Raw genomic sequence first — 21,839 nt, forward strand, 5'->3', positions numbered from 1 at the left:
AGCAGCTTTTGCGCGCACGAAAATGCCCTGTTACCAAAACTTAACGCAAGCCAGATAGCGTTGACCCCATGTCCTATGACCCAGGCGCCCTGAATGCGGCTTTGGCCGCCGCTGTCGGTGACGACAGGCCGTTGATCGACGATCTGCGCGTCGCCTTCATGGAAAGCGCGGAGCGGCATCTCGATCTGCTCGGTCGCGCCCGCTGCGACGCCAATTGGCAGCTTGCCGCATGGCGGTTGAAAGGGCTGGCGGCCAGTTTCGGCCTTACCAGCCTGATGGCCATGGCGGATGAGGCGGTCGACGCCGCGCCGGGCGATCCGCGCATCCTGCGGCGGTTGCGGGCGGTACTCGACGATCTTGCGCAGGGTTGATGCGCGACGCTGCTTGCGTGATCGCGTCCGCCTTGTAACAAGGTGGATCGAACAATAATCGGGTCGGTTTCATCACGCATGACTTTTGCGGCTATTCTAAGCGCCAGCCGGACCAGCAGCGATTCGGCCGGATCGCTGCGCGGCAGCTTGCATTTCGCCGGGCAGACGCTGGTGGAATATCAGGCGCGGCAGGCCGTGCGCGCTGGCGCCGACCGGGTGATGATCCTGGTCAGCGTCATCACCCCCGCGCTCTCCCAGGCGGTGGACCGGTTGTCGGCGGACGGCATCGCCGTCGCGCTGGTGCGGGACATGGTGTCGATGGTGCGCGACGCGCCACGTGACGCCGACACGCTGCTGGTGGCCGATGGAGCGATCATCGGGCAGCGCTATTTCGAGGCGATGGCCGGGCAGGAGGGCAATGCCTTGCTGGTGACGGACGACAGCCGCGCCAGCGCGCCGTTCGAACGGATCGATGCCGGCCAGCGTTGGGGAGGGTTGGCGCGGATCAGCCCGGATCTGCTGTTCAGCACGCTGGACATGATCGGTGACTGGGACTTGGCGCTCACCCTGGTGCGGGCGGCGGTGCAGGCTGGGGCGCGGCGCGTTACGGTGCCGCAGGACGATCTGCTGGAAGGCCGGGTGGCGCTGGTCGAGACGCAGGAGCAGGCCGATCTGGCGGCGCAGGCGGTGCTTTCCCATGGGCCGCGGCAGCGGCGCGCGCGGGGCGCCGCGGAACATTATCTGCTGGGACCGGGCGCACGGTTGATCAGCCCGGCGCTGATGCGCATGCAGGTTCCCGCCCTGCAGGTGCGGATCACGGCCATGGCGCTGGGCGCGATCGCGCTGGTGCCGATCGAGTTGCTCTGGACCGGAGCGGGCTTTTGCCTGCTGCTGCTGTCGCTGCTTCTGGCGGAAACGGCGGACCGGCTGGACGAGATGGCGTTGCGGCCGCTGCCCATGGGCTGGATGGCCCTTGTCGCGCCCGCCTTTGCGGTGGGCGGAATAGCCGTGGCGGGGGAGGGGGCGACGTCGGCCTATCTCGCGCTGATGCTGGCCATCATCCAGTTGGCGGATCGTTGGCAGAAGGTGGGCGCGGCGCGGCCATGGGCGATCTTCACCCCTGCCACCGCGCTGATTCCCTTGCTGGCGGCGTCGTTCGCCGGGGCGCTGGCGCCAATGTTCGGCCTGGCGATGCTATGCGCCATTGCGTCGGCCGGAATGATGATCCTGCAGCGGCGGGTTTGAGCGATTTTGCTCGTTACGGTTTAGTGCATTTTAACGACGTGCCTTTATGCTGGCCGATATGAGTGCCTTTTCGTCCCTGATCGGACCGACCCAGGCGGACTGCTGGCCGATGGCGCAAGTCATGGCGGGCATGTCCGCCGTTCCCGTTGGTCATGCCATTGATCTGGCGTTTTTCTTTCCCGATGAGGGGCGGGACCGGCACGATGCGCTGGTGGCGGAAACCCGGCGGCATCTGGGCGGATGCCTGACGGCGATAGAGATCGGATTGCGGCTGGCGCTGGAGGAAAGGCCTGAAATCGCGGAGGCTCTGGCGCAATGGCCGCAGCCGGTCTGCTGGCCGACCCTGCGCGCGCAGCCGACCCTGCTGGGACCGGCGTTGCTCGCCCATATGCAGATGCGCGGTGGGGTCAGCCTGATGCTGCGGCAATTTGGCGGTCCCGACGGTCATGCGGGCGGCGAATCGGAGGCGGATGCGCTGTTCCCCGCCGACGACCCCGCTTTGGGGGAGGCGCTGGCGGCGTTGATGCTGGCCGAGGGGCGCTGGCTGATGACGGCGGCGGAAGATCAGCCGATGCAGCCCGATCTGCCGGCGGGCTTTTTCGCGGAACTGCTGTGGACGGCCGGGGCTTGCCTGGCGGCGATCGTCCAGCGCAGCGGCGTGATCGAGCCGGAGGCGGTGGTGCCGCTGATGGAGGCGGCGGGGCAGCATTTGCTGACGCGGCATGACGAAGCCACGGGGCCGATCGCGGCGGCGGATCGCCTGGTTCGTCAGTTGGGCGATCGGGCCGATGCGCCGGATTTGATGGGGACCGCGCTGGGGCAGCGGCAATTCCTGCTGTTCGCCGCGCTGGCCGGACGGCGGTTGCGGATGGAAAGCGCGCAGGTCGCGGACATATTGGTGATGGCGCCAGTGGGCCAGGTCGCGGCGCTTTGCCGCGCCCTGGGGGGATCGGACGCCGATTACCGGCATTTGCTGATGGCGCTGCGGCCAGTGCGGCCGTCCCTGTCCGATACGGCGATCGTTGGAGAAGCGGCGCGCTACCAGGATCTGACCGTGGCGCAGGCCGATGCGGCGGTGGGGGCCCTGCGCGCGCCCGCCGCGCTGCGGGCCAAGCTGGATCATCTGCGGCGGATCAGCGGCTGATGAACATGCCGGCGCATCCCGCCGTCATCCGGGCGACGGTCGCCGCGGATGGCCGGCTGCTGAGTGCGGATGCGCCCTTGCTCGCCTTGCAGCAGGAGGCGGGCGGCGATCTGGGGAGCGCGTTGGCGATTCCGCAACTGGCGGCGATGGCGCGGCTGGCCGGACATTTGGGAATCGCGCTGTCGCGGCCCGTCGTCGCGGCGGCGGAGCGTGGCGACATCGACATGTGGGTCCGCGCCAAGCCGGACGCGGGCCTGGTCCAGCTTGCCGTCATCGACTGGCATGAGCGGCAGGCCGCTGTCGCGCCGGTCGATCTGGCGCGGCGCGATACCGACATCGCTGCCTTGTCGGATGGCTGGACATGGCAGATCGACACGCAATTGCGGTTTCAGATGGTGTTGGAGGGCTTTGGCGACGAGGGCGCGCTGCCTTCGGCCCCGCCTGTGCCGGGCAGCCGCTTCACCAGCTATTTCGAGTTGCGGCCGGACAGGGATGGCGATCTGGCGATCCTGCGCGGCTTTGCCCAGCGGCGCGCCTTTCGCGATCAGGCGGCGGCGCTGAGCGGCGATGCAGAGCAGCGCTTCATGCTGTCGGGCTTTCCGATGTTCGATCTGGCTGGACAGTTGGTGGGCTATCGCGGCAAGGCGCTGCCATTGGATCGCGCCGTGACGGCGCCGCGCATCGCGCCGGAACCGGCGATCTTCTATCCGGCCGAATTCGGGAAGAGGCTGGACCGGTCCTTACGCCAACCTTTGGGCCGGATCATCGCCAATGCGGATTCGATCGGCGCGCAACTGGAAGGACCGTTGCGGCCCGATTATGTCGGCTATGCCCATGACATATCGGCGGCGGGGCGGCATCTGATGGCGCTGATCGACGATCTGGCCGATCTTCAGGCGATCGACCGGCCGGATTTCAGCGTGACCGCCGAGGAACTGGATCTGGCCGACATAGGGCGGCGGGCGGCGGGATTGTTTCTGGTCAAGGCGCTGGATCGGAGCATTTGCATAGCGGCGCCCCCGGCGGAGGCGAAGGAGCCTGCCATCGGGGAATTTCGCCGGGCCTTGCAGATATTGATGAACCTTGTCGGCAATGCGGTGCGCTATGCGCCCGAAGGATCGACCGTGCGGATCGAGACCGGTCGGGACGCTGGTCAGGCCTGGATCGCGGTATTGGACCAGGGGGACGGCGTTCCCGTCGAGAGCCGCGAGCGCATCTTCGACAAGTTCGAGCGATTGGGCCGCAGCGATGCGGGCGGCAGCGGTCTGGGCCTTTATATTTCGCGGCGGTTGGCTCGGGCGATGGATGGGGACATCCGCATCGATGACGCGCCTGACGGGGGCGCGCGGTTCATGCTTTTGCTTCCGGCTTTGGGGGAGGTCTGAGCGAAAGGTCTGGAGAGGGCAGCTTCCTGCTATCGCCATAATCGTCACCCTGAACTTGTTTAGAGTCCTCCATCGGGAGAAACCCCTCCGACTTCAGTCGGATACTGGCTTCAGCCACAGACTCGGCCAGTAGCCTGTACCCTCGGAGAAAAATGAACAGCCCGAAGGGCGAGAGTTCATTTTTCTCCGAGGGTACAGGCTATGGGCTACAGCAGCGGTTGTCACACAACATTTCATCATCGCTACCATCTGGTCTGGGCGCCGAAACGAAGTTCAGCAAAGCTAAATATCGGTTCAAGGTGCTCCATGGTGAGGTACGCCTGCGGGTGCGCGAGATCATCCGACAGGTCTGCGCCGAGATGGGCGTGACCATTGTCCATGGCGTATTGTCTCGCGACCACGTCCACATGTTCGTCGAGATACCGCCCCACGTCTCGGTCAGCGACTTCGTGCGGCGCGCCAAGGGCAGGTCATCGCGCAAGATCCAGCAGGAGTTCGAGCATATCCGCAAGCGCTACTGGGGCCAACGCTTCTGGCAGCGGGGCTACTTCTCGACGACATCCGGCAACATCACCGATGACACCATCCTGCGTTATCTCGACAAGCATGGCCACAAAAATGGCTTCAGCCCCTCCGCATGATCCTACCGGCGTCAGCCGGTCAGTTATTCAGCTGCGCTGGCCTACGGCTCAGGGTCCATTTCTCCGGATTGAGCCTCGGTTCGTGGGGAGAAATGGATGCTGAAACAAGTTCAGCATGACGAATAAGGCAGGGGCAGCTTATGTCCGCTATTGGCCATTTCCCGACATTCCGAATTTGCCCAGGGCCTGACGTGAAGCCGCTTCAGGCGGCGGCGTCCCGAACCGGGATGCCTGCGATCCGCATGAAGTTCGCCAGCATGTCATGGCCATGTTCGGTGGCGATGCTTTCCGGGTGGAACTGGACCGAGTGGATCGGCAGGTCGCGGTGGCGGAAGCCCATGACCGATCCGTCCTCGCTGGTGGCGTTGACGACCAGCGTGTCGGGAATGTCCTCCACGATCAGCGAGTGATAGCGGGTGGCGGTGAAGGGCGAGGGCAGGCCTTCGAACAGGCCGGTGCCGTCATGGCTGACGGGGGAGGTCTTGCCGTGCATCAGGCCGCCGCGCACGACCTTGCCGCCGAAATGCTGACCGATCGACTGGTGGCCCAGGCACACGCCCAGCAACGGAGCGCCTGCATCGGCACAGGCGGCGACGAGGTCCAGGCTGACGCCCGCCTCATTGGGGGTGCAGGGGCCGGGGGACAGCAGGAAGGCCTGCGCGCCGGTGGAGAGGGCCTGGCCGGCGGAAATGGCGTCGTTGCGGACGACCTCCACCTGCGCGCCCAGTTCCATGAGGTAATGGACCAGATTCCAGGTGAAGCTGTCGTAATTGTCGATGACGAGGATCATGAAGCGGCTTTAGCGCGGGATTGGGGGTTGGGGAAGGGTCGGGATTTTCGGACGATGGCGATTTTGGGTGGGAAGCGGACGATCTAGTTGCACTGTTTCCTAGAAATGCACCGTGCTCCTGCGCAGGCAGGAGCCCAGTTCAAACGGTGCGATGATCCACTAAGGGCAGGACTGGGCTCCTGCCTGCGCAGGAGCACGTATCGCCCGACGGCAGCAATTGGCCCTTTCCCGTCATCGGCTTCCAGCAGGCCAATTGAAAGTCACACCGGTTTCCCCGGTCTGCACGCCGTCCGGATCGAAACGGCGTTCGTTGATCGTGCCATGACCTTCCGCATCAATGGCGATGACCGTGCTGCAGCGCGTGCCGTACGCCGGATTGCGGATGAAGATGGGGGAGATCAGCGCCTCGGCCGGAACGTCAGACGGCGTATCGGGTGCGATGCCTGCGTGCGGAAGGCTTTCCGACCGGAGGGTGTCGAAGAGGGAGAGGGGATCGTCAGCTCCCGCCACCAGCCAGTCGAGCAGGGCGGATTTGAGCGCCAGCGTCTTCGGCCAGGGCGCGTCGAGCGTGCCGTTGGAAAGACCGTAAAGTCCCGGAGTGAGATCCGTGCGCAAGGGAGCAGGCCGGTTGGTGAGGAAATGGGCCTGGTCGCCTTCGATCAGGATGAGGTTGAAGGGGTTGAAGCCATCCAACGGGGCGGCCTCGCGGCCTGCCAGCAGGTCCGTCACCAGCGCCCCGCGGGACGCGCGGTCGGGCTTGGGGTCGCCATAGCCGCGCAGGTTGGTGACGATGGCGGCGCGGCCCTGTTCCGACACGCCCAGCCATGTTCCGCCGGACAGCAAATCCTGACCGGCGATCAGATGATCGGGTTTCTCCCAGCGGGCGAGCGGCGCAGCGGGGCGGGCGTGCAGCTCGTCGCGATTGCCGATCAGGATCAGCCGCCAGCGCGGATGCGCTTTCCAAGCCATTGCCATGATGCACATGCCGTTTCCCTCCCTATGCGCGACGGCTTGATAAACGGTCCGCGCCTCTCCATATAGGCCCGTGCCGGGTTCGCCCGGCTATGGTGATAAATCGTGTCGTGCAATAGGCGCAGCGGACCCGGGGGCGGTACCCGGCGGCTCCACCATTTATCCCGTTGACCTTGATGGGTTGGGCGGGGTGATTGACGGGGCCGAACTAGGATCGACGTGTGTTGAAAAGCGATATTTTCACCCGGCCTGAGTACGCCGTAAAAAGGTTCAAAACACGTAAGTGCCAACGATAACGAGGCTCTTGCTCTTGCTGCGTAATTGATGGCCTCACGGCCGGACATTACTCAAAAAGAACGCGGTTGAACCCACCGGGCAACAGAAGGGAATTCAGCGGCCGCCGGAGGGGCCGGGCAACAGAACCCTCCGGACCTTCATGACATTTTCGGATTTTTCCCGGCGCGCGGTCCATGGATCGTCTTGCGCCCTTTTGCGATTCGAATCGGGCGCCGCGTAACTCATTCATTCGATTACACTTTTATGACACTATTGCGTAAAATTTATAAGATATTGTTTTAAAAGAGATAAAAATCCTTTTTTTGCCTTTGTTCCAGTCTTGTCCCCATGTCATCAAAGTGAAATACTCAGCGCTATTGTAGAAGGTTTTTTTGGGGAGAATCGGGATGAAGATGGTGGCTGCGACTTTCGGTCTGGCGCTGGCTTTTTCGTCGACCGTGGCTTTCGCGGCACCTGACGAGGTTGTCGTGGTGGGCGTGCCTGATGGCCGCCTGGCCTCCGGCGCGCTGGTCTCGGGCGATTATGCCCATGCGGCGCAGCGGCTGGAAGTCGTGCGTCCCGACGCGGCCAACGATCCCGCAAGGCTCATCAACCTTGGTAACGCCTATGCCGGCATGGGCAAGATGAAGGCGGCGCGCGCGGCTTACAAGGCTGCCCGGTTCGCGCCGGATTCGCTGCTGGTGACGGCCGACGGCAATGAATCTTCCTCGCGCGACATCGCGCGTCGGGCGATGGGCCGTCTGGAAGCGCAATACGCCATGCGCTGAAAATAGCATGGCGAAAGCCCTGGGTGCAGGGAGAGGGGGCGTCATCCTTAAGGGTGGCGCCCCTGCTTTATGCGGCGCATGCGCGATCCCGGGCGATGTCGTCTTCCACCCTGTCATGCAAATGAAACAAGAGTCTTCAAACCGTCATTTTTAAGACGCCAATCCGTCACGAAATCAAAATCACGCTGTCATCTACGCGCCCTAGCTGCCCCCTCGGAGGGCGACAGGGGGCGTTGTCCGATTCGCATTCCCCTTGCGCTCCGCATCCCATCACAAGCCGGCCTGGGCCGGAGCGGAGACGACATGGCCAAGATTAACCGTATCCAGACCATCCTGATGGCGGGCTGCGCCTGCGCGGCGCTGAGCGCTTGCGGCGCTGACGACATCGCTTCGCCCGGCGAGGGCACGATCGTCCTGCCGACGCCCACCCCGACGCCGACTCCGACCCCCACGCCGACGCCTACTCCGACGGCGGTGACGCCGGCTTCGGGTTGCCCGACGATCGCTGGTTCCGACCAGTTGCAGGATCTGGGCACCATCACCGACGGCAGCAACACCTGGCGCAATTGCGCCTTCCCCGCCCGTTTCAACAGCACGACGGCGATCGCGAAGACCGCGGGCGTCATCTACTCGCTGCCCGGCCGCGTCGATGTCGGCACCGATCAGGGCGCCGCGAGCACCGGTTCCAACGTCACTTTGTCGATCGATCCGGGCGTGGTGGTCTTCGCCAGCACCGGCAACGCCTATCTGGCGGTCAATCGCGGCAACAAGATCAACGCCGTCGGCACCGCCGCCAGCCCGATCGTCTTCACCAGCCGCGAAAACGTCACCGGCGCCGCGACCGACCAGTCTTCGGGCCAGTGGGGCGGCATCGTGCTGCTCGGCCGCGCGAAGATCACCGATTGCGACGCGCCCGCCGCCGCGCCCGGCACCACCGCCTGTACGCGTGATACCGAAGGCACCAGCAACGCCATTTACGGCGGCGCTGACGATGCCGACAATTCGGGCCGCCTCAGCTATGTCCAGATCCGCTATTCGGGCTTCGTGCTGGCCAACGGCAAGGAATTGCAGGGCCTGACCCCCTCGGGCGTCGGCACCGGCACGCAGATCGACCATATCCAGGTCCACAACAGCTCCGACGACGGTATCGAGGTCTTCGGCGGTTCGACCCATATGAAATATCTGGTGCTGACCGGCAATGAGGACGACAATCTGGACACCGACGTGGGCTTCCGCGGCACGGCGCAGTTCATCATCTCGATCCAGCGCGCCAACGCCAATATCGGTGACACTTTCACCGAGACGGACTCGAACGGATCGACCGTTAACAGCAATGCGAGCGAGGACGCGCTGCCCCGCCAATATCTGAAGGTGGCCAACTTCACCCACATCCAGCGGTCGAACACCGGCGACGATGGCGCGACCATGATGCTGCGCGGCGGCGCCGACCTGGCCATGGTGAACGGCATCATCGTCAGCCCCGACCAGAGCTGCCTGCGCATCAACAGCGCGTCGACCGTGCGCGATGCCGACGCCGCGCTGCAGGACGCGGGCAAGCCGCGCTACCTGTCGGTGGTGATGCAGTGCAACGCCACCCCGTTCAAGGGCACGGGCGGCGCGGACGTGGCGCTGGTCCAGTCGATCTTCACGACCGATCCGAACAGCAGCTTCAGCTACACGCCGTCGCTGACCAGCCTGTTCATCAACGGCGCGACCGAAACCGCCCGCACCGCGATCGACCCCAAGACGGTCGACAGCAACTTCACCACCACCAACTATGTCGGCGCGGTGAAGGACAGCAACGACACCTGGTATGCGGGCTGGACCTGCAACTCGGTGACGGCGAGCTTCGGCAGCAGCAGCAAGAACTGCACGGCCATCCCGACCACCTGATCGGTTCCTGACCTCAACAGGGGCGGGGAAGCGTGCATTCGGCGCTTCCCCGCCTTCTTTGCACTATATTCCTTTGGGGGACATTTTCATGTCACAGCCGCTGAACATGGCGCGCCTGCTCCTGATTTCCACCGCGCTGGTCGCGCCTGCGGCCATGGCCCAGAATGCCGCGCCCACGCCGCCCGTCACGTCGGGCACGCCGACCGCATCCGAGAAAGCCGATGCCGAGGCCGGCCGGGTCGACGTTTCCATTCCCGGTTCCGACATCATCGTCACTGGCCGCCGCACCAGCAACATCTCGCAGGCCGCGCCGCAGGTGGTGAACGTGCTGTCCGCCGCCGACATCAAGCGCACGGGCGAGGGCGACATCGCCGGTTCGCTCCAGCGCGTGACCGGCCTTTCGGTCGTGTCGGGCGGCTATGTCTATGTGCGCGGGCTTGGCGACCGCTATTCGCTGGCGCTGCTCAACGGTTCGCCGCTGCCCAGCCCCGAACCGCTGAAGCGCGTCGTTCCGCTCGACATCTTCCCGACCAGCGTGATCGCCTCGACCCTGGTGCAGAAAAGCTATTCGGCCAACTTCCCCGGCGAATTTGGCGGCGGCGTGATCAACCTCACCACCAAGGCGATTCCGGTCGAAAGCTATCTGGAACTGAGCGTCGGCAGCTCCGCCAATACCGAAACCTCGGGCCAGCTTGGCTATACCTATTATGGAGCGAAGTCGGACTGGACCGGCTTCGACGACAGTTCCCGCGACGTGCCGCCGCTGCTGGCGGAGGCGTTCAAGAGCGGCGTGCCCTTCTCGAACATTCCGCGCAGCGACTTGCAAGCGATCTCGATGCAGTTCCTCAACGCCAAGACCTCGGTGTTGCAGCGGACCAACAGCCTGCCGTTCAACTTCTCCGGGTCGCTGAACGGCGGCACCTCCTTCGACGTCGGCAGCGACGGGCGCATGGGGCTGTTGCTGACCGCCTCCTACAGCAACAAGTGGCGGACGCGCGAAACGCTTCAGCAGGCGTCGACCGACTTGACCCAGGCGCCGGGCAAGACCGGCACGCAGGTCAACACCGACAATGAAGTCACCGTCAACGCGCTGTTCGGCGTCGGGCTGGAACTGGGCGACCAGAAGCTCCGCTGGACCAATGTCTATATCCGCGACACGTTGAAGCGCGGCGCGCTTTCGCTCGGCCAGAATAATGGCGAGATCGAGGGCGCGGATTATATGAAGCAGAACACCGCCTGGTATGAGCGGCAGTTGATCGACACGCAGTTGGTCGGTGAGTTCAAGCTGGGCGATGCCCTCAGCCTGGACGTGCGCGGCGGCTATGCCAATTCGCAGCGCGAGGCGCCCTATGAGCGCGAGTTCGAATATGTGCGCACCAACCGCCCCCTTGCCATCGATCCGGTGGGGGATCGCTTCATCAACGCGCTCAACCGCCAGCGCGGCGATGCGTCGATCACCTTCAGCGATCTGACCGAGGATCTGTGGTCGGCGGGCGCTGACCTCAGCTACAAATTCTCGCCTGCCTTGACGCTGACGGCGGGCTATGCCTTTAGCGATACGAAGCGCAGTTCGTCCCGCTATGAACTGCATTTCGATGCGACCAATCTGCCGATCGGGGCGCAGCAGATGCGGCCCGACTATCTGCTGTCGGACGCGGCAATCCAGCTCTACGACATGACGCTGCTCGACTTTTCCGGCAATTATCCGGTCTATGACGCCGCGCTGCGCGTCCATGCCGGCTATGGCCAGGTGAAGGCGGAACCGCTGCCGGGCGTCACCATCGACGCGGGCGTGCGCTATGAAAAGGGTCAGCAGTCGGTCACGGGCGTCGATGTCTACAATACGGGCGTGACGCCGGTGAACAAGATCGACAAGAGCTACTGGCTGCCCGCCGCGACGGTGACGTTCGAAGCGTCCAAGGGGCTTCAGTTCCGCATCAGCGGGTCGAAGACCATCGCCCGTCCACAGTTCCGCGAACTGATCGCGCAGCCCTATATCGACACGGAATCCAACCGCTTCTATCGCGGCAATCCGTTCCTGCAGGACAGCATATTGTGGAACGCCGAAGCGCGGGCCGAATGGTATATGGGCCGCGATGAGCGGCTGACGCTGGCGGGTTTCTGGAAGAAGATCGACAATCCGATCGAAACCTACACCACCATCAACGACAAATATGACGTGACGACCAGCTTCGCCAATGCGCCCGAAGCGACGCTTTATGGTGCGGAGATCGAGGCGCAGAAATATCTGCCGCTGGACGGCGTGTCGGACGGCGCCTTCTTCCAGACCCGGCGGATCGTGCTGATCGGCAACTACACCTATACCAAGTCGAAGCTGAAGGTGAGCGACGGCGACACCACCATCCCCTACAGCTACACCACCGGGCCGTTGTCGGCGGCGTCGGACTATTTCCAGGACGGCGTGCCGCTGACCGGGCAGTCGGATCATCTGGTGAACTTCCAGATCGGCCTGGAGGATACCGACAGGCTGTCGCAACAGACGCTGCTGCTGACCTATGCCAGCCCCCGCGTGACCAGCCGTGGTCCGAACCTTCAGCCCGACATCAAGGAAAAGCCGGGCCTGACGCTGGACTTCGTGGCGCGGCAGGGCGTGAAGCTACCCGGCGGCATCAACAGCGAGGTGAAGTTCGAAGCCCGCAACATCACCGGCCGCAAGTTCCAGGAATTCCAGGAACTGGACGGCAACAAGGTGTTCTATAACCGGTACAAGATCGGCACGACCATCGCCGCGTCGCTGACCGTCGCCTTCTGAACATATCCTCTCCGGTTTCCGGCAGGGGAAGGAATGGCCGATCCGCATGGCGCGGATCGGCCATTCTGATTCTGGAACGATTGGCTCGCCCGGCGGGTTCATGGTAAAGGCTGCGCTTCATCGGCCCCGATCATGGCCCCCGCCATGATCCTGGAGTGCGTGGAGGCGGCGGGTGAAACGGGAAGTCGAACTGAAGCTGGAACTGGCGCCCGACGCGGCGGAGGCGTTCGGGCGGCTGGCCTTCCTTCCGGCGGACAGCGATGTCGCGCAATTGCACGCAATCTATTTCGATACGGCCGGCCGCGATCTGGCGGAGCGCGGGATCAGCCTGCGCATCCGGCGGTCGCAGGGCGAGCGGGTGCAGACGGTCAAGGCCGATGGCGAAGGCGGGGCCGGGCTGTTCGCGCGGGCGGAATGGGAAATGCCGGTCGCGGACGATGTGCCGGTGCTGGATGCCCGGACGCCGGTCGCGGCGCTGCTGGGGGAGGCGGTGCATGCCATCGAACCCGCCTTTCATGTCGATGTCGAGCGGCGGAAATGGATCGTCGAGCAGGACGGCGCGGCCATCGAGCTGGTGCTCGACCGGGGGCAGGCCATAGCGGGCGACCGCCAGGCGCCGATCTGCGAGCTTGAGCTGGAATTGAAATCGGGCGCGCCCGATGCTCTTTTCCTCTTTGCCCGGCGGATCGATGCGGAGATTCCGGTGCGGCTAGGCGTGCTGACCAAGGCCGAAAGAGGCTACAGGCTGCGCGACGCGGTCGCCGCCTTGATGAAGGCGGAGCCTGTGGCGCTCGATCCCTCCATGACGGCGGAAGAGGCCTTTTTGCGGATCGCGGGAAGCTGCCTGCGCCATTACCGGCTGAACGAGGCGCTGCTGCTCGATCATTATGACGCCAAGGCCTTGCATCAGGCGCGGGTGGCGGTGCGGCGGCTGCGGTCGGCCTTCTGGCTGTTCAGGCCGATACTGGCGAAGGCGGATGTCGCGCGCTTCCAGGGTGAGCTGAAATGGCTGGCGGCCATGCTGGGCGAGGCGCGCAATCTGGACGTGCTCGCCGGGCGGCTGGAGGTGGAGGAGATGCGCGAGCGGTTGGATGCCGCGCGGGCGGAAGCGCATGGCCGGGTCGGGCAATGGCTGGAATCGGCGCGGGTGCGCGGGCTGCTGATCGATCTGGTCGAATGGTTGACTTTGGGCGCGGGTCAGGTTGGGGAGGATCAGCAGCTCTTGCGCGCTGAATCGGCGGCGGATTTCGCGGCGTGGCGATCGCGGCGGCTGCACAAGCGGATCGCGAAGCGGGGCGCGCATCTGGCCGAGCTGACCGACGAGGCGCGGCATGAGGTGCGCAAGGACGCCAAGAAGCTGCGCTATGCCTCCGAATTTTTCGCCGGCCTGTTTGCGGACCGGAAGCAGCGGCGGCGGCAGGCGAAGTTCATCGCGGCGCTGGAGGAGATGCAGACCGTCTTGGGTGATTTGAACGATCTGGTCGCCGCGCCGGGGTTGTTGGCGAAATATGGATTGTGCGGGGAGGAAGATGCGCGGGTCCGCCCGAAGAAGAAGCGGAAGCTCATCGCCGCCGCCGCCGAGGCGCATGAAGCGTTGGTGGAGGCGAAGCGGTTTTGGTGAAAGATGGGCATTTTCGGCCATTTCTATTCCGTCACTCCCGATCAAGTCCGGGGTGACGAACTCCCAATCACCGCTAAATCCAAGGCCGCTCGCGATACCATTTGGTAATGACATGCTTGACGCCGCTGCGGACCTTCATGCCGTGGTGGATGCTCGCGGGATTATAGGCGCCGGGGCCTAGCCGGTTGTTCCAGGCCAGCAGCTTGCCGGTTTCGGGCTGCACCGTCTTGCCGATCTTGACGAAGCGGGTCGCGCCACCCGCCGCGGGTTCGTTCAGATAGACCATCAAAGTCCAGGTGCGATTGCCCGCGACCGCGCAAAACCGTTCGAAATCGGGGCCTTTGGACTCGAAATAATCGGTATGCGCCTTGAATTCCTGCCCCATGGCATAGCGCTGGCCCTGGATCGGTTCGCCATGGGCGGGATCGATGCCCGCAAAGGCCGCCAGCTTCGCGTCGATCGCCGCGACGAAGGGATCGGCGCCGTCCAGATTGCAGGTCTCGCTGGTGCGGAAATAGCCATCGCCATTGGCGTCCGCGATGGTGGAGGGACGGCGGTGGGCGTCGATCCGGTCGATCAAGCCCGCGCATTCCTCCGCCGAGAGGAAATCGCGCTGGATGAACAGGGTGAGATCGCGGCTAGGCACGCGCTGGACGCGGGGATGGGCGGCGATCCAGGCGGGGTTGGCGTCCGGGGCGGAGGGGGGAGGGCTGATGGCCATCATGGAGTCCAAGATGCGGAAATCGCACCGTTGCTATCGCTGGCCGCTTGAAATGCAAGCACCGTCGTTTCCGGCGTTGCGATTGTCATCAAAGCGTCACAAGAATGTCATTCGGTAGTAAGACCAGTTTCCTAGCAGGCGCCGGTATCAAGGGGGATCAACGACGCGCATGCGTGTGGCTTTCAGCGATAATATCCGGAATATGAGCGGACGGCTGCGGCCGATCGACTGGCTGTCGCTGGTCGAGAAGCTGTTGCTGGGCCTGTTGGCGCTGCAATGCGCGGGGCTGATCTGGGCGGTGCTGACGCCCGTCGGCAGTTTCGGCCCGTGGGAAGGGCGGCAGGCGCAGTTCCTGTCCGTCGCAGAGCGACAGGCGCTGTTTTCCGGCTTCGACCCCTTTTATCGCAGCGGGCCGCAACAGCCGGGCGGGGGCGTCGTGACCTCCCTGGCGCTGACCGTCTATGGGATCAGGTTGAATGAAGGCTCCGGGCAAGGCTCGGCCATCGTCGCCGGACCCGACGGGGTGCAGAACAGCTTTGTCGTGGGTGAGGAGATCATGCCCGGCGTGGTGCTGAAGGCCGTGGCCTTCGACCATATCACCATCGATCGGGGCGGGGCGGAGGAGCAGGTTTTCCTCGACCAGTCGCAGCCCGCGCCGACTGCCGTGCCGGACGGCGGAGCGCCCGCCGGTTCGCCGCCTTCGCCGGTGAAGGGGATGGACAATCCGACCGCCGACATGCTGAAGCGCGACGTCGGCTACACCCCCCGGATGCAGAATGGGCGCGTGACCGGCCTGATCCTGACGGCCAAGGGGCCGGGTTTCCAGAATGCCGGTTTCCAGCCCGGCGACATCGTAACCCAGATTGACGGCCAGCCGGTCGGATCGGTGAGCGATCTTCAGGCGCTGCAGGGCAAGATCATGCCCGGCGCGCGCATTTCCCTGACGGTCGAGCGTGGCGCCGCCACATCCTCGGTCAACCTGACACTGCAAGGCCAATGACCAGAAAATTCCTCCTTTCCGCCGCCATGGCTCTCGCTCTGGCGGCTCCCATCGCATCGCCGGTCATGGCGCAGCAGACGCTGAACGTGCGCGATGCCGACATTCGGGCCTTCATCCAGGATGCGGCGCGGGTGACGGGGCGGACCTTGATCATCGACAATCGCGTGGCGGGGAAGGTCTCGGTGGTGACGGACCGGCCCTTGTCGCGCTCCGAATATTTCGAGATTTTCCTGTCGACCCTGCGGGCGAACGGTCTGGTGGCGGTGCCTGCGCCGGGCGGAGCCTATCGCATCCAGCCGGCGGACGGGGCGGCGGGGCAACCCAGCGCCGTGGGCCGGGCGGCCAATCGCAACCAGTTCGTGACGGAGGTTTTCCGCCTGCGCTCCATCGACGCGGCGAGCGCGCTGGAAACGCTGCGCCCGCTTGTCAGCAAGGATGGCTCCGTGACGGCGAACCGGGCCGGGAACAGCGTGGTCGTGGCGGACTATGCGGACAATATCGGACGCATCCGGCAGGTGATTGCGCGGATCGACCGGGATACGGCCTCCACCACGACGGTCGTGCTGAGGAATGCCGGGGCGCGGGAGATCGCGACCTCGTTGCAGGCGCTGGTGACAACCGGCGGGGAAGGGGCGGCGAAGCCCGCGACCATCGTGCCGATCGACAGCAGCAACGCCGTCGCGATCCGGGGCGATGCCGGAACGGTGGCGCGGCTGGCGCAGATGGCGCGGGAGCTGGACCGCCAGGCGGCGAGCGGGACCGAAATCCGCGTCTACTGGTTGGAGCATGCCGATGCGGAGAAGCTGTTGCCGGTGTTGCAGCAGTTGGTGGGGCAGGCGACCAGTTCGCCGGTGACGGCATCGACTCCGGCGGCGGGCGGCGCGCCTTTGGCCGTGCCGGCGGCGGCTTCGGCAGTGGTGGCGAGCGCGGGCGGATCGGGCGGCAGCGGGATTTCGACGCGGGGACCTGCCATCGTGACCCGCTATGAGGGCGCCAATGCGATCATCGTTGCCGCCAACAGCGACGTGCAGCGGATGCTGGGCGAGACGATCCGCCAGATCGACACCCGGCGCGAACAGGTGCTGGTGGAGGCGATCATCGTCGAGATCAGCGACGCCGCCGCCAAGAAGCTGGGCGTGCAGTTCCTGATCGGCAGCACCAAGACGGGCTTCGCCGCGACCAACTATTCCAACGCTTCGCCCAATATATTGACGCTGGCGGGCGCGATCGCCGCCGACCGGCTGGGCGAGACGACGACCACCGTCGTGGCGCCGGACGGCACCCGGACGGAGACGAGGACGCGGGAAAATGGCGACCTTGCCAACACGCTCCAGCAGGCGGCGGTCGACAGCATCATGAACGCGACCGGCGGCTTCGGCGGGGTGGCGACCTCGCTTGGGCGGAACGGCGTGTTCGGCGCGATCATCAATGCGGTGAAGTCCGACACCGACAGCAATATCCTCTCCACGCCCTCGGTGATGACGCTGGATAACCAGAAGGCGTCGATCCTGGTCGGCCAGCAGGTGCCGGTCACGACGGGCGAGGCGCTTTCCCAGAATTTCGACAACCAGTTCCGCACGGTGCAGCGGCAGGATGTCGGCATCAAGCTGGAGGTGAAGCCCCAGATCAACACCGGCGGCGCGATCAAGCTGTTTCTGAAGCAGGAAGTGTCGAGCGTCGCCGGGCCGGTTTCCAACGGCAACAGCGACCTCATCATCAACAAGCGCGAGATCGAGACGACCGTGACGGTCGATGATGGCGAGATATTGGCGCTGGGCGGCCTGCTGGACGACAATGAGCGAAAGACGATCGAGCGGATTCCGCTGCTGTCCGACATTCCCGGCATTGGCGAGCTGTTCAAGTCGCGCAGCAAGAGCCGGACCAAGACCAACCTGATGGTCTTCATCCGGCCGACGATCCTGCGGTCGAAGGAAGATGCGCAGAAGCTGACGCAGCAGCGCTACGGCTATATTCGCGGCATGCAGTTGCAGCGCAATCCGGATCAGGAGCCGAGCATCGACGAGCTGGTGCGCGACTATATGGGCGCGACCCCGCCCGCCGCCGCGCCGCAGCCGGGCGATGCCGTGGTGCAGCCGCCTGCTGAGATCATCGAACCGACCGCCCGTCAGTCGAGCGGGGTGGTGCGACCCGTTCTGCCAAGTGAGGCAAAGCCGTGAATGACAAGGAACAAGGTGCTCCTGCGCAGGCAGGAGCCCAGGGCCAGATTGCGCTTTCCCCACCTGGGCTCCTGCCTGCGCAGGAGCACGATGGTGGCATCCCCCCGCATATCGCGCCGCGCGCCGTCGACATACCCTATGTCTTTGCGCGCAAGCATGGCGTGGTCATGTTGCCGCTGGAGGGCGAACGGCTGACCATCGCCGTGCGTGAGGGCAGCGATCCGCGCATCCTGCTGGAAGTGCGGCGGCATCTGGCGCGCAGCTTCGACGTGCGCTTCGTCGACGCCGCGCAGTTCGACCGGCACCTGTCCGATCATTATGCGATGGAGGGCAGCGCCGCCGCCATGGCCGGATCGCTCGACGTCGGCGCGGACGAGCTGGACATTCTCGCCGCCGACATCCCGACGGCGGACGATCTGCTCGACAGCGCCGACGATGCGCCCGCGATCCGCCTGATCAACGGCATCATTGCCGAGGCGGCGCGGCAGGGCGTGTCGGATATTCATATCGAGCCTTATGAGACCGGCCTGATCGTCCGGATGCGCGTCGACGGCGTGCTGCGCGAGACGCTGCGCATGCCGCCGCACGTCGCGCCGGTCGTGGTCAGCCGCATAAAGGTCATGGCGCGGCTCGACATTGCGGAGCGGCGCGTGCCGCAGGACGGGCGGATCGGGCTGACGCTGGGCGGAAAATTGCTCGACGTGCGCGTGTCGACCCTGCCCAGCCGGGCGGGCGAGCGGGTGGTGCTGCGTATTCTCGACAAGGAGAATGCGGGCATGAACCTTGACCTGCTGGGCATGGCGGGCGCGGCGGACCGGATTTTCCGGGAAGGCTTGCAGGAACCGAACGGCATCATCCTCGTCACCGGGCCGACCGGGTCAGGCAAGACGACGACGCTCTATGCGGGCCTGCGGCAGCTCAACGACGGAACGCGCAATATCCTGACGGTGGAAGACCCGGTCGAATATGCGATCGAGGGCGTCGGCCAGACGCAGGTGAATGCCAAGGTGGGGCTGACCTTCGCGGCGGGCTTGCGGGCGATATTGCGCCAGGACCCCGATGTGGTGATGGTCGGTGAAATCCGCGACCGGGAGACGGCGGAGATCGCCGTACAGGCGTCGCTGACCGGGCATCTGGTGCTCTCGACCGTGCATACCAATGACGCGGTGGGCGCAATCACGCGGATGCGCGACATGCGGGTGGAGCCGTTCCTGCTCGCCTCCACCCTGCGCGTTGTGATCGCGCAGCGGCTGGTGCGGCGGCTGTGCCAGCATTGCCGCGAGCCGGTACAGGCGGATAAGTCGGCCAGCGCTCTGCTGGGCTTCGACCCCGGCACGATCATCTACCGGGCGCGGGGATGCGAGGAATGCAACGGCTCCGGCTACAAGGGCCGGATCGGCGTGTTCGAGGCGATCCGGGTGGATGACACGATCCGTCGCCTGATCAATGACGGCGGCGATGAATCGCTGATCGCGCGCCATGCTTTCCTGAATGTGCCCAATCTGGGGTCGGCGGCGCGGGCGCTGGTGCGCGACGGCCAGACCACGGCGGAGGAAGCCATCCGCGTGTCCCGGCGCGATGCGGCGGAGGCGGAAACCATCGCTGATGGCTGAATATGACTATATCGCGATCGACCCCACGGGGAAGGAGCGTAAAGGCTCGGTCAAGGCCGACACGATGGACGATGCCCGCGCCCGGCTGGACGGGCGCAAGCTGTTCATCGTGCGGATCGAGCCGGGCGCGGCGGAAAAGGCGCGCAAAAGGGCGGGCCTGTCGCTGCGCGCGCCGCGCCTGTCGGCCAAGGAACTGACCCTGTTCACGCGCCAGCTCTCGACGCTGATCCAGGTCAGCCCGCTGGAGGAATCGCTGCGCACCATCGGGCGGCAGAGCGAGCAGCCGCATGTCCGCGCCATCGTCGGCAAGGTGCATTCAGGCGTGTTTGAAGGGCGGCGCCTGGCCGACGCCCTGGGCGCGGAGCCGAAAAGCTTTCCCGCGCTTTACCGGGCGATGGTCTCGGCGGGCGAGAGTTCGGGCAGCCTGCCGACGATCATGGAGCGGCTGTCGGATCTGATGGAGCGGCAGGCGGTGATCCGGTCCAAGGTGCTGACCGCCATCGCCTATCCCAGCGTGCTGGCGGCCTTCGCGGTGTGCGTGGTCGCCGCGCTGATGATCTTCGTCGTGCCCAAGGTGGTCGAGCAGTTCGATACGGTGGGCCAGCAATTGCCGCTGCTGACGCGCATGGTGATGGCGGTTTCGGCCTTTCTCGCGGGCTATTGGTGGCTGCTGCTGATCCTGATCGGGCTGGCGGGGCTCGGCTTTTGGCGGGCGATGAAGGTGGAGAGTTTCCACTATCGCTTCGATGCCATGCTGTTGCGTTTGCCCCTGCTGGGGCGGCTGATCCGCGACCTGCATGCGGCGCGGATGGCGCGGACGCTCTCGACCATGGTGGCGAGCCGCCTGCCGCTGATGGAGGGGCTGTCGCTCACCACCCAGACCGTCCACAACCGGGTGCTGCGCCAGGCTTCGGAGGAGATTGTCGAGGCTATTCGCGGCGGCGGCAGCCTGTCGGCGGCCTTGCGGCGGGCGGGCGTGTTTCCGCCACTGCTGGTCTATCTGGCGGCGAGCGGGGAAAGCGCCGGGCGGCTCGACACGATGCTGGAACGGGCGGCGGATTATCTGGAGCGGGAGTTCGACAGCTTCACCTCCACCGCGCTGGCGATGCTGGAGCCGCTCATCATCATTTTGATGGGCGGCATTGTCGCCGTCATCATCCTGTCTATCCTGCTGCCCATCCTGCAATTGCAGAGCCTTACGGGGGCTTGAAGGAGTGTTTATGCGTCAACTTTTCACCCGTCATCCCGGCGAAAGCCGGGATCCCGCTTTCTTTCTTCGACATGCCACGCCTTCAAGGAAGAAGCGGGATCCCGGCTTTCGCCGGGATGACGAGGTGGAGGAACGGGTTGGCGAAGCTGGCTTCACGCTGGTCGAACTGATGGTCGTCATCGTCATCATCGGCCTGCTGGCGACGATCGTGGCGATCAACGTCATCCCGGCGACCGACACGGCGCGGGTCGAGAAGGCGAAGGCCGACATCTCCACCATCGAACAGGCGCTGGAGCAGTATCGGCTCGACAATCTGACCTATCCCTCGACCACGGACGGCCTGCAGGCGCTCATCAGCCCGCCCGCCTCGCTGACCCAGCCGCAGCGTTACCGGCGCGGCGGCTATATCAAGAAGCTGCCGAACGATCCCTGGGGCCGGCCCTATGCCTATGCCGTGCCGGGCCGGAAGGGCGCGTTCGACATCAGTTCGCTGGGCGCGGACGGCCAGCCGGGCGGCGAGAACGAGAATGCCGACATCACTTCCAGCGAGCTTTGAGGCGAGAGCCGCCTCACCCCGTTCGGGCAGGGGTTTCGCCAGGCTCAGCCCGAACGGAGATGGGTGCAGCGGCTTCATGCCTTTGAAACACTCCGCCGAACACGGCTTCACGCCCCTGCGGTGTTCCGCCGAACACGGCTTCACGTTGATCGAACTGATGGTCGTGCTGACGATCATTGGCTTCATTTCGGCGGCGGTCGTGCTGGCCATTCCCGATCCGCGCGGGCGGGTGATCGAGGATGCCGACCGCTTCGCCGCGCGCATTGCCGCTGCGCGCGACGAAGCGGTCGTGACCTCGCGGCCCATGGGGGTTTGGGTTTCGGCTTCGGGCTACGGCTTCCAGCGCCGCGACGGGGGCCAATGGGTGGAGCTTGAGGACAAGCCCTTCCTCACCGCCAACTGGAAAGGCGGCACGCGGGCGCTGGTCGGCAAGGATGGGCGGCAGCAGATCGGCTTCGACGGAACAGGACTGCCGACCGATCCCATGACAGTGACGTTGGCGCGAGAGGGCGAGCGGGTGTCGATTTCGGTCGACATGGCCGGGAAGGTCATGGTCGGTGGGTAAATTCGTTTCCTTGCCGCCCAAGCTCCGTGTTCCTGCGGAGGCAGGAACCCAGTTCGGACGGTGGGACTGGACTCCTGCTTTCGCAGGAGCACGGCGTG

The 21,839-nt window shown here is 65.1% G+C and carries 18 protein-coding genes and 1 other RNA gene; 16 read left to right on the top strand and 3 right to left on the bottom strand.

Going from position 1 to position 21,839, the window contains the following annotated elements:
* The first annotated feature begins 68 nt into the window (after window positions 1-68).
* From HUK72_RS01450 to tnpA, 5 genes are all read left to right on the top strand, one after another.
* A complete protein-coding gene (locus HUK72_RS01450; RefSeq protein ID WP_176595207.1) occupies window positions 69-371 on the top strand; it encodes an Hpt domain-containing protein in 303 nt (100 codons plus the stop codon).
* Window positions 372-449: 78 nt separating this feature from the next.
* On the top strand, window positions 450-1,616 hold the full coding sequence (locus HUK72_RS01455) for a hypothetical protein (protein ID WP_176595208.1): 1,167 nt from the start codon (window positions 450-452) through the stop codon (window positions 1,614-1,616).
* Window positions 1,617-1,662: 46 nt separating this feature from the next.
* Window positions 1,663-2,760, top strand: a complete 1,098-nt coding sequence (locus HUK72_RS01460) for a DUF2336 domain-containing protein (protein ID WP_176595209.1) — start codon at window positions 1,663-1,665, stop codon at window positions 2,758-2,760.
* Window positions 2,760-4,145, top strand: coding sequence for a HAMP domain-containing sensor histidine kinase (locus HUK72_RS01465; RefSeq protein WP_176595210.1), 1,386 nt, complete (start codon window positions 2,760-2,762; stop codon window positions 4,143-4,145). The genes HUK72_RS01460 and HUK72_RS01465 overlap by 1 nt, the downstream gene beginning before the upstream one ends.
* A gap of 152 nt (window positions 4,146-4,297) precedes the next feature.
* A complete protein-coding gene (tnpA, locus tag HUK72_RS01470) occupies window positions 4,298-4,786 on the top strand; it encodes an IS200/IS605 family transposase (RefSeq protein WP_255325581.1) in 489 nt (162 codons plus the stop codon).
* A gap of 202 nt (window positions 4,787-4,988) precedes the next feature.
* Here tnpA and HUK72_RS01475 read toward each other — a convergent pair whose 3' ends face one another.
* Both HUK72_RS01475 and HUK72_RS01480 read right to left on the bottom strand, forming a co-directional pair.
* Window positions 4,989-5,576 carry an aminodeoxychorismate/anthranilate synthase component II gene (locus HUK72_RS01475; RefSeq protein WP_176595211.1) on the bottom strand — a complete coding sequence of 196 codons (588 nt, stop codon included), beginning with the start codon at window positions 5,574-5,576 and terminating at the stop codon, window positions 4,989-4,991.
* A 231-nt stretch (window positions 5,577-5,807) separates the two neighbouring features.
* A complete protein-coding gene (locus HUK72_RS01480; RefSeq protein ID WP_176595212.1) occupies window positions 5,808-6,560 on the bottom strand; it encodes an NRDE family protein in 753 nt (250 codons plus the stop codon).
* 23 nt (window positions 6,561-6,583) lie between these two features.
* Between HUK72_RS01480 and ssrA the strand changes: the two genes are divergently transcribed.
* From ssrA to HUK72_RS01505, 5 genes are all read left to right on the top strand, one after another.
* Window positions 6,584-6,941, top strand: a transfer-messenger RNA (tmRNA) gene (gene ssrA / locus HUK72_RS01485).
* A gap of 290 nt (window positions 6,942-7,231) precedes the next feature.
* Window positions 7,232-7,612 (top strand): tetratricopeptide repeat protein, encoded by a 381-nt coding sequence (locus HUK72_RS01490; RefSeq protein ID WP_176595213.1) that lies wholly within the window; start codon window positions 7,232-7,234, stop codon window positions 7,610-7,612.
* Window positions 7,613-7,915: 303 nt separating this feature from the next.
* Window positions 7,916-9,505, top strand: coding sequence for a hypothetical protein (locus HUK72_RS01495; RefSeq protein ID WP_176595214.1), 1,590 nt, complete (start codon window positions 7,916-7,918; stop codon window positions 9,503-9,505).
* A gap of 88 nt (window positions 9,506-9,593) precedes the next feature.
* Window positions 9,594-12,278 (top strand): TonB-dependent receptor domain-containing protein, encoded by a 2,685-nt coding sequence (locus tag HUK72_RS01500; protein WP_176595215.1) that lies wholly within the window; start codon window positions 9,594-9,596, stop codon window positions 12,276-12,278.
* A 172-nt stretch (window positions 12,279-12,450) separates the two neighbouring features.
* Entirely contained in the window at window positions 12,451-13,899 is a 1,449-nt protein-coding gene (locus HUK72_RS01505; RefSeq protein WP_176595216.1) for a CHAD domain-containing protein, read from the top strand.
* A gap of 73 nt (window positions 13,900-13,972) precedes the next feature.
* Here the strand turns inward: HUK72_RS01505 and HUK72_RS01510 are convergent, their stop codons facing one another.
* Window positions 13,973-14,620 (bottom strand): 2OG-Fe(II) oxygenase, encoded by a 648-nt coding sequence (locus HUK72_RS01510; protein WP_336950848.1) that lies wholly within the window; start codon window positions 14,618-14,620, stop codon window positions 13,973-13,975.
* A 169-nt stretch (window positions 14,621-14,789) separates the two neighbouring features.
* Here HUK72_RS01510 and HUK72_RS01515 point away from each other — a divergent pair, with 169 nt between their 5' ends.
* From HUK72_RS01515 to HUK72_RS01540, 6 genes are all read left to right on the top strand, one after another.
* A complete protein-coding gene (locus HUK72_RS01515; protein ID WP_176595218.1) occupies window positions 14,790-15,620 on the top strand; it encodes a type II secretion system protein N in 831 nt (276 codons plus the stop codon).
* Window positions 15,617-17,797 carry a type II secretion system secretin GspD gene (gspD, locus tag HUK72_RS01520; protein WP_176595219.1) on the top strand — a complete coding sequence of 727 codons (2,181 nt, stop codon included), beginning with the start codon at window positions 15,617-15,619 and terminating at the stop codon, window positions 17,795-17,797. The genes HUK72_RS01515 and gspD overlap by 4 nt, the downstream gene beginning before the upstream one ends.
* A gap of 71 nt (window positions 17,798-17,868) precedes the next feature.
* A complete protein-coding gene (gene gspE / locus HUK72_RS01525) occupies window positions 17,869-19,410 on the top strand; it encodes a type II secretion system ATPase GspE (protein WP_218035995.1) in 1,542 nt (513 codons plus the stop codon).
* Window positions 19,403-20,620, top strand: a complete 1,218-nt coding sequence (gspF, locus tag HUK72_RS01530; RefSeq protein WP_176595220.1) for a type II secretion system inner membrane protein GspF — start codon at window positions 19,403-19,405, stop codon at window positions 20,618-20,620. Before gspE ends, gspF begins: the two co-directional genes overlap by 8 nt.
* Window positions 20,621-20,630: 10 nt before the next feature.
* Window positions 20,631-21,176: a type II secretion system major pseudopilin GspG gene (gene gspG / locus HUK72_RS01535; protein WP_255325582.1), complete on the top strand. Its 546-nt coding sequence runs from the start codon at window positions 20,631-20,633 to the stop codon at window positions 21,174-21,176.
* A gap of 157 nt (window positions 21,177-21,333) precedes the next feature.
* Complete coding sequence (locus HUK72_RS01540) at window positions 21,334-21,741, top strand: GspH/FimT family pseudopilin (protein ID WP_369805976.1); 408 nt, start codon at window positions 21,334-21,336, stop codon at window positions 21,739-21,741.
* The last annotated feature ends 98 nt before the right edge of the window (window positions 21,742-21,839 follow it).

This window comes from Sphingobium sp. 15-1 (assembly GCF_013375535.1).
Taxonomy (GTDB): domain Bacteria; phylum Pseudomonadota; class Alphaproteobacteria; order Sphingomonadales; family Sphingomonadaceae; genus Sphingobium; species Sphingobium aromaticivastans.

Excerpts from the sequence above, each read along its gene's own strand:
- HUK72_RS01500 (WP_176595215.1), top strand. The coding sequence starts at position 9,594 with ATGTCACAGCCGCTGAACATGGCGCGCCTGCTCCTGATTTCCACCGCG.
- HUK72_RS01465 (WP_176595210.1), top strand. The coding sequence starts at position 2,760 with ATGAACATGCCGGCGCATCCCGCCGTCATCCGGGCGACGGTCGCCGCG.
- HUK72_RS01515 (WP_176595218.1), top strand. The coding sequence starts at position 14,790 with ATGCGTGTGGCTTTCAGCGATAATATCCGGAATATGAGCGGACGGCTG.
- HUK72_RS01495 (WP_176595214.1), top strand. The coding sequence starts at position 7,916 with ATGGCCAAGATTAACCGTATCCAGACCATCCTGATGGCGGGCTGCGCC.
- tnpA (WP_255325581.1), top strand. The coding sequence starts at position 4,298 with ATGAACAGCCCGAAGGGCGAGAGTTCATTTTTCTCCGAGGGTACAGGC.
- HUK72_RS01455 (WP_176595208.1), top strand. The coding sequence starts at position 450 with ATGACTTTTGCGGCTATTCTAAGCGCCAGCCGGACCAGCAGCGATTCG.
- HUK72_RS01460 (WP_176595209.1), top strand. The coding sequence starts at position 1,663 with ATGCTGGCCGATATGAGTGCCTTTTCGTCCCTGATCGGACCGACCCAG.
- HUK72_RS01450 (WP_176595207.1), top strand. The coding sequence starts at position 69 with ATGTCCTATGACCCAGGCGCCCTGAATGCGGCTTTGGCCGCCGCTGTC.
- gspD (WP_176595219.1), top strand. The coding sequence starts at position 15,617 with ATGACCAGAAAATTCCTCCTTTCCGCCGCCATGGCTCTCGCTCTGGCG.
- HUK72_RS01490 (WP_176595213.1), top strand. The coding sequence starts at position 7,232 with ATGAAGATGGTGGCTGCGACTTTCGGTCTGGCGCTGGCTTTTTCGTCG.
- HUK72_RS01475 (WP_176595211.1), bottom strand. The coding sequence starts at position 5,576 with ATGATCCTCGTCATCGACAATTACGACAGCTTCACCTGGAATCTGGTC.
- HUK72_RS01540 (WP_369805976.1), top strand. The coding sequence starts at position 21,334 with ATGGTCGTGCTGACGATCATTGGCTTCATTTCGGCGGCGGTCGTGCTG.
- gspG (WP_255325582.1), top strand. The coding sequence starts at position 20,631 with ATGCGTCAACTTTTCACCCGTCATCCCGGCGAAAGCCGGGATCCCGCT.
- HUK72_RS01480 (WP_176595212.1), bottom strand. The coding sequence starts at position 6,560 with ATGTGCATCATGGCAATGGCTTGGAAAGCGCATCCGCGCTGGCGGCTG.
- gspF (WP_176595220.1), top strand. The coding sequence starts at position 19,403 with ATGGCTGAATATGACTATATCGCGATCGACCCCACGGGGAAGGAGCGT.
- HUK72_RS01510 (WP_336950848.1), bottom strand. The coding sequence starts at position 14,620 with ATGGCCATCAGCCCTCCCCCCTCCGCCCCGGACGCCAACCCCGCCTGG.